Source organism: Promicromonospora sp. NPDC050249 (assembly GCF_040656015.1).
Classification (GTDB): Bacteria; Actinomycetota; Actinomycetes; order Actinomycetales; family Cellulomonadaceae; genus Promicromonospora.
On record NZ_JBFAKY010000030.1, the window covers coordinates 46,304 to 59,430 of the forward strand.

General features: G+C 71.7%; 16 protein-coding genes. 7 read left to right on the forward strand and 9 right to left on the reverse strand.

Annotated features, from left to right (window positions below):
* Window positions 1-19 precede the first annotated feature (19 nt).
* On the reverse strand, window positions 20-562 hold the full coding sequence (locus AB0I32_RS21410; protein WP_357509681.1) for a hypothetical protein: 543 nt from the start codon (window positions 560-562) through the stop codon (window positions 20-22).
* Between the two features lie 127 nt (window positions 563-689).
* A complete protein-coding gene (locus tag AB0I32_RS21415; protein WP_357509683.1) occupies window positions 690-3,026 on the reverse strand; it encodes a hypothetical protein in 2,337 nt (778 codons plus the stop codon).
* Between the two features lie 187 nt (window positions 3,027-3,213).
* Here AB0I32_RS21415 and AB0I32_RS21420 point away from each other — a divergent pair, with 187 nt between their 5' ends.
* Entirely contained in the window at window positions 3,214-3,633 is a 420-nt protein-coding gene (locus AB0I32_RS21420) for a hypothetical protein (protein ID WP_357509685.1), read from the forward strand.
* 96 nt (window positions 3,634-3,729) lie between these two features.
* On the forward strand, window positions 3,730-4,296 hold the full coding sequence (locus AB0I32_RS21425) for an HD domain-containing protein (RefSeq protein ID WP_357509687.1): 567 nt from the start codon (window positions 3,730-3,732) through the stop codon (window positions 4,294-4,296).
* Here AB0I32_RS21425 and AB0I32_RS21430 read toward each other — a convergent pair.
* Both AB0I32_RS21430 and AB0I32_RS21435 read right to left on the reverse strand, forming a co-directional pair.
* Window positions 4,289-4,798, reverse strand: a complete 510-nt coding sequence (locus AB0I32_RS21430; protein ID WP_357509689.1) for an NUDIX domain-containing protein — start codon at window positions 4,796-4,798, stop codon at window positions 4,289-4,291. The two genes, AB0I32_RS21425 and AB0I32_RS21430, sit on opposite strands and share 8 nt — an antisense overlap.
* Window positions 4,762-5,523 carry a helix-turn-helix transcriptional regulator gene (locus AB0I32_RS21435; RefSeq protein ID WP_165827218.1) on the reverse strand — a complete coding sequence of 254 codons (762 nt, stop codon included), beginning with the start codon at window positions 5,521-5,523 and terminating at the stop codon, window positions 4,762-4,764. The genes AB0I32_RS21430 and AB0I32_RS21435 overlap by 37 nt, the downstream gene beginning before the upstream one ends.
* 151 nt (window positions 5,524-5,674) lie before the next feature.
* Between AB0I32_RS21435 and AB0I32_RS21440 the strand changes: the two genes are divergently transcribed.
* Window positions 5,675-5,962: a hypothetical protein gene (locus tag AB0I32_RS21440; protein WP_165827219.1), complete on the forward strand. Its 288-nt coding sequence runs from the start codon at window positions 5,675-5,677 to the stop codon at window positions 5,960-5,962.
* Between the two features lie 105 nt (window positions 5,963-6,067).
* Window positions 6,068-6,946: a PAC2 family protein gene (locus AB0I32_RS21445; protein ID WP_357509691.1), complete on the forward strand. Its 879-nt coding sequence runs from the start codon at window positions 6,068-6,070 to the stop codon at window positions 6,944-6,946.
* A gap of 120 nt (window positions 6,947-7,066) precedes the next feature.
* On the opposite strand, the gene AB0I32_RS21450 is transcribed toward AB0I32_RS21445, so the two are convergent.
* The 3 genes from AB0I32_RS21450 to AB0I32_RS21460 all read right to left on the reverse strand — a co-directional run bounded on the left by AB0I32_RS21450 (window position 7,067) and on the right by AB0I32_RS21460 (window position 9,688).
* Window positions 7,067-7,282 carry a hypothetical protein gene (locus tag AB0I32_RS21450; RefSeq protein WP_116675661.1) on the reverse strand — a complete coding sequence of 72 codons (216 nt, stop codon included), beginning with the start codon at window positions 7,280-7,282 and terminating at the stop codon, window positions 7,067-7,069.
* 111 nt (window positions 7,283-7,393) lie between these two features.
* Entirely contained in the window at window positions 7,394-8,704 is a 1,311-nt protein-coding gene (gene mshC, locus AB0I32_RS21455) for a cysteine--1-D-myo-inosityl 2-amino-2-deoxy-alpha-D-glucopyranoside ligase (protein WP_357509693.1), read from the reverse strand.
* Between the two features lie 63 nt (window positions 8,705-8,767).
* Window positions 8,768-9,688 carry an undecaprenyl-diphosphate phosphatase gene (locus AB0I32_RS21460; protein ID WP_357509695.1) on the reverse strand — a complete coding sequence of 307 codons (921 nt, stop codon included), beginning with the start codon at window positions 9,686-9,688 and terminating at the stop codon, window positions 8,768-8,770.
* Window positions 9,689-9,756: 68 nt separating this feature from the next.
* On the opposite strand from AB0I32_RS21460, the gene AB0I32_RS21465 reads away from it, so the two are divergent.
* The gene (locus tag AB0I32_RS21465) at window positions 9,757-10,731 is read left to right on the forward strand and encodes an aldo/keto reductase (RefSeq protein ID WP_357509697.1); all 975 of its coding nucleotides are present in this window, start codon (window positions 9,757-9,759) and stop codon (window positions 10,729-10,731) included.
* A 34-nt stretch (window positions 10,732-10,765) separates the two neighbouring features.
* Here AB0I32_RS21465 and AB0I32_RS21470 read toward each other — a convergent pair whose 3' ends face one another.
* On the reverse strand, window positions 10,766-11,086 hold the full coding sequence (locus tag AB0I32_RS21470; RefSeq protein WP_357509699.1) for a primosomal protein: 321 nt from the start codon (window positions 11,084-11,086) through the stop codon (window positions 10,766-10,768).
* Between the two features lie 123 nt (window positions 11,087-11,209).
* Window positions 11,210-11,608 (reverse strand): VOC family protein, encoded by a 399-nt coding sequence (locus tag AB0I32_RS21475; RefSeq protein ID WP_357509701.1) that lies wholly within the window; start codon window positions 11,606-11,608, stop codon window positions 11,210-11,212.
* Between the two features lie 107 nt (window positions 11,609-11,715).
* Here AB0I32_RS21475 and AB0I32_RS21480 point away from each other — a divergent pair, with 107 nt between their 5' ends.
* Window positions 11,716-12,696: a WYL domain-containing protein gene (locus AB0I32_RS21480; RefSeq protein WP_357509703.1), complete on the forward strand. Its 981-nt coding sequence runs from the start codon at window positions 11,716-11,718 to the stop codon at window positions 12,694-12,696.
* 104 nt (window positions 12,697-12,800) lie between these two features.
* Window positions 12,801-13,019 (forward strand): DUF5703 family protein, encoded by a 219-nt coding sequence (locus AB0I32_RS21485; RefSeq protein WP_357442612.1) that lies wholly within the window; start codon window positions 12,801-12,803, stop codon window positions 13,017-13,019.
* The last annotated feature ends 108 nt before the right edge of the window (window positions 13,020-13,127 follow it).

Consider the following 13,127-nt stretch of genomic DNA (forward strand, 5'->3'; position numbering starts at 1 on the left):
GAGGCGAGCGGCGAGCGGCTCAGTCCGCGAGGAGCCGCTCGGCGCGCTCCGCCTGGTCGGCGTCGAGCTCGGTCCGGTCGAACGCGGCGACCGCCTTGTCGAAGGTCCGGTTCACGACGGGCTTGATCTCCACGACGCCGACCGGGGACACCATCGCCTCGTCGTACTCGGCGATCCACGCGTCGATGTGCGCCACATAGGCGTCCCTCGCCTGGTCGAGCTCGCCGCCGTCCGGCAGGCTCACGGCCTCGGCGTCCTCCTTGGCCGACAGGACCTCGGCCCGCGCGTCCTCGGCCAGCGCGGGCACGTCCGTCATGAGCGCGGTGGCCAGCTTTTCCTGCCGCCGGGCGTCGGAGGTCGCCTCGATCTCGTCGAACCGCTGCGCGATCTCGTCGATGTAGTCGCGCATCGTCGACTCGCTGTGCTCCACGGCGTCGAGCAGCACGTCCGCGGGCTCCCTGCCGCGCTCGGCCTGGGACCAGGCGATGCCGCTGCCGGCGCCGGCGACGACGAACGCTCCGACCGCAGACAGCAGTACCCGGTGATCTCGCAGGTTGCGCATTACTTCATACTCACCCGAACCGGGGGTCCTCTGCGCACCTCCCGGTGTGATTCGTGACGGAGCAATCCGACATTTGCCCCTCTTTCGGGCGGAGAATCTTGCCCGTACGCCCTTCGGCCGACAGAAGTCAGCGACGTCGCACCGTCTCCAGCCGCTCCAGCCGCTCTGCCGCCAGAGCCGCTCGGTTCATGCCGGCGCGAATGTACGGCGCGTCCGTCCCGGCGCTCTTCGGGTAGAAGATGCCCAGGTTGATGAGGCTGACGAAGCACGCGTAGACCAGCTCGTCGTGCACCAGCCCCAGCGACAACAGCGTGCCGATGCCCACGATCGGGACCAGGTAGACCGCCACGGTCGGCTGCCACGCCGCCAGCCGGCCGAGCGTAGCGATCTCGCCCCGCGGCACCGACGAGAGACCTGCGGCACGGGCACGCGCGTTCGTGTCCCACGCGAACCAGAGGCAGGCCTGGACGGCCACGGCGAAGGTGACGTGCCCGACCAGGGTGCCGAGCGGCCACCAGTCTCGCTGCACGAGCGTCGGCAGCACCACGTAGACAGCGGGCAGGACCGCCAGGGACCGCAGGCCCACCTCGGCGGCCACTGCCCGCACCCGCGCCGCCCGCCCGCGGGGCATCGCCCAAACGGTGCTCAGCTCGGCGAGGACGTTCAGGTACAACCGGGCACTGACCAGCGCGAACGTCAGCGTGACGAGGCGTACCGGGAGGTTTCCCCACGGGTCGGGGATCGGGTAGTCGTCCGCCCGGACGTCGTCGAGGAACCCCAGACCGATCCCTGACGTGCCGGACACCTCGTCCGCCATCTCGAACCACCTCGCCTGCCAGGACAGCCCCAGGTCGCGTGACCACCACGTCACGACCAGCGCGGTCGCGCACCACAGGAGCACCGCGCAGAGCCAGGCCCACCGCCGCAGCCGGCGCGCCTGCCGCAGGTGTACCGCACCGGTGCCGTCGCGTACCTGGCCGCTGCGTACCTGCAGCATCCGACGCTGCCTGGCCACCGTCCCGGCGCCGGGCGACAGGTCCCACAGCCGCTGGAGACGGCCGCGCGGACGCTCCCTGCCGTCCTGTTCAAGGATCGCCACCTCGTCCCGGAAGATCCGGCCCACCTGTTCGAACGTCGGGGCGGCCGGATCGACCGGCGTGACGAGGAGCCGGCGGCGCGGGTCGGCGTCGGTCAGGTCCTCCAGCAGCCGGGCCAGGCCGACCGCGGCAACGTAGAACTGGTCGGGCACCGTGCCGTCCGCGTTGTGCGGGATCCCCGCGACGCTGATCAGCAGCGCGCCCAGCGAGTAGAGGTCGGCACGCGGATGCCCGACGCCGTCGCGCCGCACCTCCGGCGCCGTGTACACCCCGTCGCCTCTGACCTGGCCCGCGATCGACCGGGCGTGCAGGTGGCTGACACCCAGGTCGACGAACCGCAGGCGGAACCGACCTGGTTCCGGCCCCCGATCTCGCTCCGTCTCGACGATGATGTTCGACGGCGTGAGGTCGTCGTGCCGGCGGCCCTCCCGCTCGAGGTCGGCCAGCGCGGTCAGGAGGGCGCCGCCCAGCTCGCGGAGCGCATCCGTGTCGATGGGGCGGAGGATCTCCCTCGCCGGCGCCAGCGGGCGGGTGGTCGCCAGGTGCGCCAGGTGCTCGCCGAGCGTGCGACCACGGATCAGGTCCATGAGGATCCAGCTGTCATGGCTGGCCCACACGCGCACCGCCGGCGAGCCCTCCCCGGCGTCGAGCCTGCCGTGCTCGGCGAGGTAGCCCCGCGTCGCGGCCGTGATGACGGGGATCGCGCGGTACGGGTGGATCAGGCACTTCAGCGCGAACACGGCGGTCCGGCCCTGCGACGGTGCGGCGGCCCGGCCGGTGAGGATGATCGACGTCGTGCCGTGCCGGTGGAACTCGAGGCTCGCGACGTCGATCGCCGCCCACTCCGCCCGGGTCGCGGAGGACGGCGGAGCGCCCGCACGCAAACCCCTCGGCGCTCCGCCGCGTGTGCTCAGCGGCGCGTCCGGATCGTGCAGCGCGACGATCGCCCGGCGCACGTCGGGATCGGCCACCAGCGCGGCGCTCAGCTCCTGCGCCGTCGTGCCGGCCAGCGTGACGTCCGGCGCCGCGTCACCGTGGAACCGCATGCGGTCCGAGCAGTGCATCGCGACCAGGGTGAGCAGGTAGAACCCGAGGAACCCGACGGCACGCGGGTCGAGCGGAGAGGCGGCGTCCCGCTCCGGCCACCAGTGCCACAGGCCCTCGATCTCCGCGCTACGGGACACCTGGAACCGGTCCGCGTACGCGCGCTCGTCGAGCGGGACGTCGAGCAGGGCGACGTGCCAGTCCTGGGTCCGCCAGCCGTTCAGCGCGGCCGGGCGCACCGACCCCGCCGGACGCCCCGGACCGGCCGCACGACCGGCCAGCTCCGCCACGACGGCGGTGAGCTGCTCGAGCGTCGCTCTCACCGCTGCCACCTGGTCACGACCCAGGACGATAGCGGAGCGCTGGCCTCGCAGGCTGGGCAAACGCGCCGGTCGGTGGAGCCCGCAACTCACAGCCTCGCCGCGCGCACCGCGACGTCCTGGGTGATGCTGGCCCACGATCGGCGGCCACGGCCGACGACCCCGGTAGCACCGACGAGGAGGAATGACCGTGTTCGGACCCGATTTCTTCGAGCGACTCTCGCAGCGGACGTACTACGACCTCGACGGCAACCCGATCACCCAGGACCAGTGGTCGGTGCTGCGCCGCGGAGCCGGCAGCGGCCACGTCGCGCGCGACCACATCGGCTTCTACCACGTCTCCACCGTCTGGACCGGTATCGACTCCACGGCTTCGGCGGACGACGACAACGGCCACTCCCACGCCCACGGTCGCACCCCGCTGATCTACGAGACGATGGTCTTCGTCGAGCGGCTCGACCCGGACGGCATCCTGTCCGAGGACGACAAGCTGGACTGCACCGAGGAGTACGCAGAGCTGCACGCCACGCGCGACGACGCGCTCGCCGGCCACCACCGCACGACGGCGATGGTCCGCGACTGGATAGTCAACGGCCGACCGGAGCTCTGACGACGGAGGTTCAGGATGCAGACCAGCACACGTCCCCCGACCACGCCCTTTGTGTCCCGTCGCGCCGTGCGCGGCACGGCGCTCTACGGTGAACCGATGCACGGAACCATCCCGCGGGAGCTGGACCCCGCGGGCGCACAGGCACTGCTGACCGCGCTCTTCGAGCCCGGCGCCGACCGCCTCGCGCACTCCCTGGGCGTCGGCCGCCGCGCCGAGCAGGTCGCACGTGTGCTCGGCAGCCCGGACCTGCTCGTCTCCGCCGCCTACCTGCACGACATCGGCTACGCCGCAGCGGCCCGTGACACCGGCCTGCACCAGCTGGACGGCGCCCGCTACCTCGCGCGGCTGGGGGCCCCGGCAGAGCTGACCGGCCTCGTCGCGCACCACACGGAGGCCACGGTGGAAGCCGCGGAGCGCGGCCTCGACGCCGCGCTGCGGCGCGAGTTCCCCGAGCCCGCCCCCGAGCTGCTGGACCTGCTCACCTACTGCGACATGACCACGTCGGCCCGGGGTGAGCCGGTGACCGTCGACGAGCGGTTCGAGCGCATCTACGACCGTTACCCGCCCGACCACCTCGTGTCCCGCAGCATGCACGACGCCGAGCCGCGGCTGCGCCGGCTCGTGTCCGGGATCGAGCGCCGGCTGGGGCTGCCCTTCAGGTGAGGAAGGGCTGCGTCCGCGTCGGGTCCACCGCGTGCTCGATCCGCAGCCGCATCGAGGGGTGGATCTCCAGCTCGCCGAGCTTGTCGACCTGCTGCCACACGACCTCGCTCGACTCCACCGAGGTCCGTGCCGTGCCTCCGGTGACCGTGCCGCGCATGCAGATGGAGAACTGGGCGCGGACCTCGCCGTCCGAGTAAACGATGACATGCCGGGGATCGGTGTAGATGCCCACCAGGCCGGTGATCCGCACGCGGTACCCGGTCTCCTCCTCGGTCTCGCGGACGCCGGCCTCGCGGACCGTCTCCCCGGGGTCGATGCCCCCGCCGGGCAGCGCCCAGAGGTCGTTGTCGGTGCGGTGGATGAGCAGCAGCCGTCCGGCGTCGTCCTGCACCGCCACCGTCACCGACGGGACCACGGAGTTCACGGGCGGAGCGGCCGGGTCGTCGAAGTAGTCGAACCGCATGGTCAGGCCACCCTGTCCGAGTCCTCCGTCCGAGGCCATGCCTCCAGAGGTTTGGCGGCCGTCCAGACCCGCTCGAACCCTGCCTGGTAGGCGGGCGCCATCGACGCCTCCGGACCGTCCTTGAGGTGCAGCAGCGGGTTGGCCCCGGCGGGTGAGCCCCACACGTGGGTGTTGACCAGCAGGTCGTCGTCGAACCGGAAGGTCGTGGCGTACAGCGTGCGGTCGTGCAGACGTACCTCGACGCCCGGTGTGCCGAGCGCGGGCGCCAGGTAGGCCAGCACCAGCGCGATCCGCCCGGCGAGGCCCGTGCCGCCCTCCTCCTGCGTGCGGACGGCCACGGCGGCGCCCTCAGGGTCACCGAGCAGCAGCCGCACCTGCACGCCGCGTGCCGCCATGGTGACGATCTCCGTCGTCAGGTCGAGGGTCTGGTCGGGCAGGAACGTCGCGGCGAACGCGTGCAGCTCGAACCGCTGCTCCACGCCGGCGAGGAAGGCGCGCCAGGTGCCGGCCGGCATGGCGCGGCGCGCCGGGTACACCCCGACGATCTCCTGCGCCGCGGCCTCGGCCCGGTCGACGTCGCCCCAGAGCGCAGCGACGTCGCAGCCCAGCGCGTCGGACACCGCCACCCGGTGGCGCGGGTGCGGCGTGCGACCCTGGGCCACCCAGCGCTCGACCGTCTTCGGGTCCACGCCCACGGCAGCCGCCAGCCGCACCTGGCTCAGGCCTGCCTGAGCCATCGCTGCGACCAGTCGTTGATTTCTCATCGTGAATACCCCCAGGGACGTATCTATCACCGAAACGTCCCGAGCGCTGCCGATGGCACGTCCCGTGCTTTGACGCACAGTTGTCTCAGCCAGTTGCCCCATGCCCACCCTCGTGCCCGTCCCCTGCCCGATCCACGCTCCGGAGAGTCTCGTGAACCCCATTGCGACGCAGTCGGTCACCGAACGTCTCGGCGATGTCATCGATCTGCTGCGGCACGTTCGCGCGGACTGGATAGAGGTCCTGACGGTCACGCCGGAGCGGGTGTGCCTGCAGCCCTGGCACCTGGACGACGGCGAGAGCATCGCCCGCGCGCTGGGCCTCGACCACGCGATCGACCAGCGCATGATGGAACCCGGCTACACGCTCTGGACCGGTACGTGGCGCGGCGTCGAGGTCCAGGTCCGCGGCGCGCTGCGCGCCGGCGTCCCGGTGTTCTGACCTTTACCTCGGGTCCGCCGCCGACGTTCACCCGCCGATTCGCCCGTCCGCGAACGCGACCGCGCCCCTGGCCACGCCGGGCGTCCCACACCATAGGCTGGGGGGATGACCGACGCGCATCACGAGCAGCCGGAGCAGGCCTCGCCTCGCCAGACCGTGCTCCTCGCTGCCTTCGAAGGTTGGAACGACGCGGGAAGTGCTGCCACGTCGGCCCTCACGCACCTGGCAGAGGTGTGGGGCGCAGAGAAGGTGACAGAGCTCGACCCCGAGGAGTTCCACGACTTCCAGGTCAACCGGCCGTACATCTCGCTGGACGACGACGGCAAACGCTCCATCACCTGGCCGACGACGTCCATCTCGGTGGCCCAGGTGGGCGAGCGCAAGGTGGTGCTGGTGCACGGCGTCGAGCCGTCGATGCGCTGGCGCAAGTACTGCGAGGAGCTGCTGCAGGTGGCCGACGACCTCGGGGTGCGGACGGTGATCACGCTCGGCGCCCTCCTGGCCGACGTGCCGCACACACGGCCCATCCCGATGACCGCCACGTCCGACAGCGTTGGCCTGCAGGCGGTGCTCGACATCGAGGCCAACACCTACCAGGGCCCGACCGGGATCGTCGGCGTGCTGCAGCACGAGGCGGCACAGCGCGACCTGCAGTCCGTGAGCCTGTGGGCGGCGGTGCCGCACTACGTCGCCAACCCGCCGTCGCCCAAGGCGACGCTCGCCATCCTCACGCGCGTGGAGGAGATCCTCGGCGAGCCGGTCCCCATGGGCGAGCTGCCCGACGACGCCGCGGCCTGGCAGCACGGCGTGGACGAGCTGGCGTCCGAGGACTCGGAGATCTCCGAGTACGTGGCGCAGCTCGAGGAGGCGAAGGACACCGCCGAGCTCCCTGAGGCCTCGGGCGACGCGATAGCGCGGGAGTTCGAGCGCTACCTGCGCCGGCGCGACACCGGGGGCAAGGACAGCGGTCCGGAGAAGCTCTGACCGGCACAAGAAACCGGCACAAGAAACCGGCACAGCAAACCGGCACAGCAAACCGGCACAGCAAAAGAGGCCTGAGCCCAGCGGGCTCAGGCCTCTTTCATTCGGTTTCGGCGGTTGGGTTCACACGCTGCTGGAAATCGGTTCGATCCGCACTCCGGCGTCCGGACCGTGAAATCCCACCCACGTCTCGAGACACCGTGCGGCGTCCTCTACGCGGTCATAGACCGGTGCATATCCTGGTCCGTTGCGCACCACGCGATAGCGCGTGCTGCACCGGGGCGTCGTCGTGACGGTGACCCGGGTCTCGCCCGTGAAGTCTTCCTCGTACTCCGTCATGCTCCCCATCCTGCCCCGGGTTAAATACAAACGGAAGCAGGGGTCAAAACTAACCCGTCCGGCGCCTGGCGTGGCGCTGGCCTACCTGGCCCAAACCGGACACCCACCCGCTCAAAGACGCACTCCGAGCAGGGCATTTACCGTACGGGCCATGATTCCCGGAGCGCCCTCCTCGTCCGCGGAGGTATCCCGCGTGGGGTCGAGGGAGAGCTCGGCCCAGGCGTCGACGGCCGCCAGCGCGGACGGCGCGTCGAGGTCGTCCGCGAGCGCCGCGCGAACCGCGGCGAGGGTCGCGTCGGCGGACGGGCCGCCGTTGCCCGAGACCGCGTCGCGCCACCGGACGAGCCGCGCCTCGCCCTCGGGCATCGAGGTCTCGTCCCACTCCCACTCGGTGCGGTAGTGGTGGGCCAGCAGGGCCAGCCGGATCGCCATGGGGTCGTGGCCGGCGTCGCGCAGGCGGGAGACCAGGACGAGGTTCCCGAGCGACTTGCTCATCTTCTCGCCCTCGTAGCCGACCAGGCCCGCGTGCACGTGCGTGCGCGCCCCGGCGGGCTCCGCGCCCTCGGGAACCGGACACAGGACGCGCAGGTGCGACGTCGACATCTCGTGGTGCGGGAACAGCAGGTCGGAACCGCCGCCCTGCACGTCGAACCGCTCCCCCGCGGCCAGGCCGAGCCCGTCCCGGGCGATCACCGCGCACTCGATGTGCCAGCCGGGGCGTCCGGTGCCCAGCGGGCCGCCGTCCCACGCCGGCTCGCCCGGGCGCTCACGGCGCCACAGCAGCGGGTCGAGCGGGTCCTTCTTGCCCTCGCGGTCGGGATCGCCGCCGCGCTCGGCGAAGTCGGCGAGCGCCTGCTCGCGGCTCTGCCGCGCGACGGTCCCGAAGCGCGGGTCGGCGGTGAGGTCGGCGTAGACGTCGCCCAGCTCCGGCGTCGGGCCGCCCGCACCCGGCTCCAGCGGCAACCGGTACGCGGCGCCCGACTCGAGCATGGCGGCCACCGCCTGCGCGACGTCGGGCACGGACTCGACGGCACCCGTCCATGTCTGCGGCGGGATGACGCCGAGCGCCGTCATGTCCTCGCGGAACAGCGCGGTCTGGGAGGCCGCGAGCTCACGCCAGTCGACACCCGTCGCGTTCGCGCGCTCCAGCAGCGGGTCGTCGACGTCGGTCACGTTCGAGGTGTAGACGACGTCCTTGCCCGTATCAAGCCAGGCGCGGACCAGCAGGTCGAACGCGACGTAGGTGTTCGCGTGCCCGATGTGGGTGGCGTCGTACGGCGTGACGCCGCACGCGTACAGCCGGGCCTGCGGCCCTGGTGCCGCCTCGACGAGCTCACCGGTGGTCGAGTCGTGGACCCGCACCGGGTCGGAGACGGGGAAGCCGGGAAGCTCGGGGACTTGGGGTGTGGGCCAGGCGTGCACGCGACCAACGATAACCGCCGCCCACGACGCTCCCGGACCACGTCAGGGCGCCGGAGATGTGTTCTACGCGACGCCGCCGGTCGCGTCGATGGTGCCCGACACGAGCAGCCACACGACGAACCCGGCGAGGGCGAACCGGTAGAACACGAACGGCTTGTAGGAGTAGTTCCCGATGATCTTGAGGAACCCGATGATGACCGCGTAGCCGACGCCGAAGGCGATGATCGTCGCGATGATCGTCGCGCCCCAGCCGGGCGCCCCGGCCGGGAGCGGCTCGCCGAGGGTCTTGAAGAGCTGGTAGAAGCCCGAGCCCAGCACCGCGGGCAGCGCGAGCAGGAACGAGTAGTCGGCCGCGGCCTTCCGCGTGAAGCCCATGGTGAGGCCCGCGGTGATCGTGCCGCCGGAGCGGGAGACGCCCGGCACGAGCGCCAGGGCCTGGGCCAGGCCGAAGCCGAGGGCGCTGGGCCCCGTCAGCGACGTCAGCTCGCGCTCCTGGCGCCCGAAGATGTCGGCAAGGAGCAGGAGGAGCCCGAAGAACGTGAGCGTGAAGACCGTGATCCAGAGGTTGCGGAACGTGGTCTCGATGGCCTCCTCGAACAGCAGCCCGAGCAGGACGATCGGGATCGAGCCGAAGATGATGTACCAGCCCATCGCGGCGTCGTGGTTCGCGCCCGAGCCGGGGCGGCCGTGCCGCAGGTCCACCGAGCCGGACCGCGCCCCCAGGCCGGTGCGCGCGCGCCAGCCGCTGCCGTTCGCGCCCGTCAGGGCCTTGAACCAGGCGACGAGGATCGCGCCGATCTTCTTGCGGTAGTAGATGATCACCGCGAGCTCGGTGCCGATCTGCGTGATCGCGGTGAAGGCCGCGCCGGGATCGCCCGAGCCGATCAGCTCACCGACGATCCGCAGGTGGGCCGACGACGAGATCGGCAGGAACTCGGTAAGGCCCTGGACCAGGCCCAGAAGAATCGCTTCCCAGGGAGTCACGGGCGGTGACACTACCTCACGGCGCGCCTCCGGACGCACCCGCCGGGGCCGCGGGTAGCCTGCCCGACATGGAACGACGCCGCGTAGGCAGGTCTGGCCTACGGGTCTCCGAACTCGGGCTCGGGACCATGACATGGGGCCGCGACACCGACGAGATCGACGCGGCCGAGCAGGTTCGGGACTTCCTCGACGCCGGCGGCACCCTCGTCGACACCGCCGCCAGCTATGCCGACGGCGACTCCGAACGCGTCATCGGCACGCTCCTGTCCGGCAAGGTGGCACGCAACGAGCTCGTGCTCGCCACCAAGGCGGGCATCCGCTCGGAGTCGCGGTCCGACGGCGGCTCTGGCCGCGTCGTGGACGCCTCCCGCGGCGCGCTGCTCGACAGCCTCGACGAGTCGCTGCGGCGTATGGGGACCGACCACGTCGACCTGTTCCTCGTCGCCTGCCCCGACCCGAACACCTCGCTCGAGGAGACCTGCAACGCGCTGCGCATCGCCGTCACCACGGGGCGCGCCCGCTACGTGGGGCTGAGCAACCACCCGGGCTGGGCCACCGCGCGCGTGGCGACGCTGCTCGAGCCCGACGTCGGCCTGGCCGCCGTCGAGCTCGAGTACTCCCTGCTGCAGCGCGGCGTGGAGCGCGACGTGCTGCCCGCCGCCGACGCGCTCGGGGCTGGGCTGCTCGCCTGGTCACCGCTCGGGCGCGGCGTGCTCACCGGCAAGTACCGGCGCGCCATCCCCGCGGACTCCCGGGCGGCCGGGGCACTCGCCGGCTTCGTGCAGCCGTACCTGGAGGGTTCGGCGTCCGCCGTCGTCGAGGCGGTGGCGACCGCCGCCGAAGGACTGGGCCGTACCGCCGGGGAGGTGGCCATCGCGTGGCTGCTGGAGCGCGAGGGCATCGCCTCGGCGATCGTGGGCGCGCGAACGCCCGCGCAACTCCGTTCATCGCTCCAGGCCGCGAGCCTGGAGCTGCCCTACGAGGTGCATGCCGCCCTCGACGACGTCTCCGCCCCCGAGATCGGTTACCCGGAACGCTGGTGACCGTACCGGCGTCCGTGCCCGCGTTCGTGCCGGGTCAGCGCTGCTGCGCAGGCTGCGGCTCGTCCTCCTCCACGGACTCCCCTGCCTCGTCCAGGTCGTCGTCGAAGTCGATGTCCTCGAGATCCTCGTCGTCGTCATCATCGTCGTCGTCGACCTCGTCGGCCAGGTAGAACGGCGTCACTTCGCCGAACACCGTGGCCAGGGACTCCTCGTACACCTCGTAGGCGTCGGCAAGCACGTCGTACGCGTCGTCGACGGCGGGGTCGTCGTCACTCCGGCGAGTGGCGACCGCGTGGTGATGGGCCTCGAGTGCGGCAATGAGGCGATCGAGCGCGGCACGCGGTTCAACGGTCATGCCTTGAACTGTAGCGCCAGGTCCGCACACGTGGGATCGCAAATTCGGATCGTTACTGGCCAACCTGTAGGCCACCGCGGGCGTCGCCCGCGGTGGCCTCGTGCCGCGCACTCCGGGGCCGGGCTACTTCGTGAACCTGTCGCGGGCCGCGGCGCCGACCGGGGTGAAGAAGTTGACCAGATTGCCGTCGGGGTCGCGGAACAGCAGCGACCGGTTGCCCCACGGCATCGTGGTCGGCTCGTTGACGAACACGTCGACCGTCTCGCGGAGCACGGGGTAGAGGGCGTCGACGTCGTCGACGAGGAAGTCGAGCGTCACCGAGCGGTTGGCCCGTGCCTCTGCCGCGCCCGCCCCGAGCAGCGGCACCGTCGCGCTGCTGGCGATCGCCAGCGTCCCTGACGGCGTCGCGATCTCGGCGAACAGCTCGTGGAGCCAGCGCGCCTCGATGCCTGTGATCCGGGTGTAGAAGGCGACGAGGCCGGGCACGTCGTCGGTGATGATGCGGGTGGCGGCGAATTCCATGGTCGGTGAGCTCCTGTGGTCCGGTGGGTGGCCCGCGGTCGCGCGCCTTCGGTCACGTTACGAGCAATACCGGGCAGAACCCGCCCGCTATCGGTCATGATGTCGGCATGACCCGGCCCACGTCTCGCGTGCTGCTGCTGCTGGAGCTGCTGCAGTCGTCCGGCACGCGCACCGCCCGCGAGCTCGCGGAACGGCTCGGCGTCGACGAGCGCACGGTGCGGCGCTACATGGACCACCTCCTGGAGCTGGACGTCCCCGTGGAGGCGGTCCGGGGACGGTACGGCGGGTATCGCGTCACGCCCGGGTTCCGAATGCCGCCGCTGATGCTCAGCGATGAGGAGGCGGTCGCCGTGCTGCTCGCCCTCGCCGCGCTGCGGGCGGCACCGACGGCCGGCGTCCCGGACACCGCGAGCGCCACCGCGGCCGCCAAGATCAGCCGGGCCCTGCCCGAGCGGCTGGCGCGGCGCGCACGGACGCTGCTCGACACCACGGTGTTCACCGACCTGCCTGCCAGGGCCCCGGTATCGGACGCGGGCGTCCTGCTCACGGTCGCGGACGCGGTCCGGCACCACCGGCCGGTCGAGATCCGCTACCGGTCGGCAAACGCCGCGCCGTCCGAGCGCCGGGTCCATCCCTACGAGCTGGCCGCCTACCAGGGCAGGTGGTACCTCACGGCGCTCGACGTCCGGCGGCAGGCGGAGCGGACGTTCCGGCTCGACCGCATCACCGGCGCCCGTGCCGTCCCCGGCTCGTTCCCGCCGTCGCCCGACCCGAGGCCACCACTGGCCGACCGCTTCGCGCGCGCCCACCACACCCACCACGTCACGCTCCGGGTGCGCGCCACCGAGGAGCACATCCGGGCGCGGCTGCCGCCGAGCGTCGCGGTGCTCGAACCGGTCCCACCTCCCCCGGACGACGCGACGGGGACGTGGTACCGGGCCGAGATCCGTGCCGTGCGTCTCGACTGGCTCCCGGGGGTGATCGCGGCCCTCGGCTGCACGGTGGTCGTCGAGCGGCCGGCCGAGCTCCGCGAGCTCGTCGGCCGGCTCGCCACGAGACTCGCCGCGACGTCGGTCACTGTGCCCTGACCGGCTGGTGGGCCACAATGAGCGCTACGAAGTGTGTTGCTGCCAGCCCGGCGTGGAAACCGGCATAAACTGACCTCACCCGTGACCCGAGGACGGTGCATCAGATGGCGAGAGACGGCTCCGTGTTCCGCAAGCACAGCCAGTACGAGTACCGCATCGTGACGTTCGATCCGGACACCAGCGTGCCCGACGCCCGCCGGTTGCTCACCGAAGAGGCCGAGTACGGCCGTTGGGAGCTGGCAAGGACCCTTCTCTACATCGGCGGCAGACGTAAGGTCTGGCTCCGCCGCAAGATCATCCGGGTCTCCTCGACCCTCGACTGACCCGGGTTCGCCGAAGTAGAGCGCCTGTCCGGGTCTCCCTGGCGTGCACCTGACCCGGAGCAGTACGCGGCAGCCCTGGAGGAAGGCGTGAACGCGGCACGTGCCCAG

Coding starts and splice junctions, on each gene's coding strand:
- AB0I32_RS21410 (WP_357509681.1), bottom strand. CDS start 562: ATGCGCAACCTGCGAGATCACCGGGTACTGCTGTCTGCGGTCGGAGCG.
- AB0I32_RS21425 (WP_357509687.1), top strand. CDS start 3,730: ATGCACGGAACCATCCCGCGGGAGCTGGACCCCGCGGGCGCACAGGCA.
- AB0I32_RS21430 (WP_357509689.1), bottom strand. CDS start 4,798: ATGGCCTCGGACGGAGGACTCGGACAGGGTGGCCTGACCATGCGGTTC.
- AB0I32_RS21435 (WP_165827218.1), bottom strand. CDS start 5,523: ATGAGAAATCAACGACTGGTCGCAGCGATGGCTCAGGCAGGCCTGAGC.
- AB0I32_RS21445 (WP_357509691.1), top strand. CDS start 6,068: ATGACCGACGCGCATCACGAGCAGCCGGAGCAGGCCTCGCCTCGCCAG.
- AB0I32_RS21450 (WP_116675661.1), bottom strand. CDS start 7,282: ATGACGGAGTACGAGGAAGACTTCACGGGCGAGACCCGGGTCACCGTC.
- AB0I32_RS21465 (WP_357509697.1), top strand. CDS start 9,757: ATGGAACGACGCCGCGTAGGCAGGTCTGGCCTACGGGTCTCCGAACTC.
- AB0I32_RS21470 (WP_357509699.1), bottom strand. CDS start 11,086: ATGACCGTTGAACCGCGTGCCGCGCTCGATCGCCTCATTGCCGCACTC.
- AB0I32_RS21475 (WP_357509701.1), bottom strand. CDS start 11,608: ATGGAATTCGCCGCCACCCGCATCATCACCGACGACGTGCCCGGCCTC.
- AB0I32_RS21480 (WP_357509703.1), top strand. CDS start 11,716: ATGACCCGGCCCACGTCTCGCGTGCTGCTGCTGCTGGAGCTGCTGCAG.
- AB0I32_RS21485 (WP_357442612.1), top strand. CDS start 12,801: ATGGCGAGAGACGGCTCCGTGTTCCGCAAGCACAGCCAGTACGAGTAC.